Here is an 851-nt window from a genome sequence, read left to right as displayed (position 1 = left end):
CTGTTGGCTCATGTTCCGGCAACTGCCTAGATGAAATATCTCGTTATATGAACGAAAACGATATTAGCAACGAGTACGACGGCGAACAAACAGTGACGACCTATACGATTGGTTTTGAGCTGGACGATGATCTATTACGTCGTACCGCAGAAGGTACCGACTCACACGCCGGTGGTGGCGGTAAGTATTATACTGCCAACGATACCACCGAGTTAGAAAGTGCGATTAAGCAGATTTTCTCTAGCCTTAAGGATATTAGCACCTCCTTTGTTTCTCCTGGCGTCGCTGTGAACACCTTTAACCGCCTTAACCATCGTGATGAGTTATATTTCTCGGTATTCAAACCTGAAAGCGGCCCACGCTGGACAGGGAACTTGAAACGCTACCGGCTGGGTTCTGACGGTATTGTCTATGACCTAAAAGATCGCGCCGCGATTGATGAAGAAACAGGTTTTTTTAAAGGTCGTAGCAATACAGAAACCGACCCCGGTGCATGGAGCTGGTGGTCAAAAGAGATCGATGCAAACGATATTCAACTCGGGGGTGCAGCAGAAAACTTGCCCAATAACGAAGCCGACCGCAATATGTTCACTTATTTGGGCGGTTCCAAAAACCTAACAAGCGCTGAGAACAAAATATCTTCTGACAATACAGCCATAACCAAAGACATGCTAAATATCAGCTCAGCCACTGATGCAGAACGTCAACAGCTACTCAACTGGGTTCGCGACCTAGATGTATTTGACTCGGATGGTGATGGTAGTCAAACTGATACTCGCCACCGTTTAGCCGACCCTTTGCATTCATCTCCCGTTGTTGTCATTTACGGGGGTAGCGATGATGACCCTGAT

The 851-nt window shown here is 47.0% G+C and carries 1 protein-coding gene; it reads left to right on the top strand.

The window, feature by feature from the left end; translation table 11 throughout:
• On the top strand, positions 1-851 hold an 851-nt coding region (locus tag A3766_RS31715; RefSeq protein ID WP_231883015.1), incomplete at both ends, for a hypothetical protein.

The sequence above is a fragment of the Oleiphilus sp. HI0132 genome (assembly GCF_001635845.1).
This window is presented reverse-complemented; position numbering and strand designations above follow the sequence as displayed.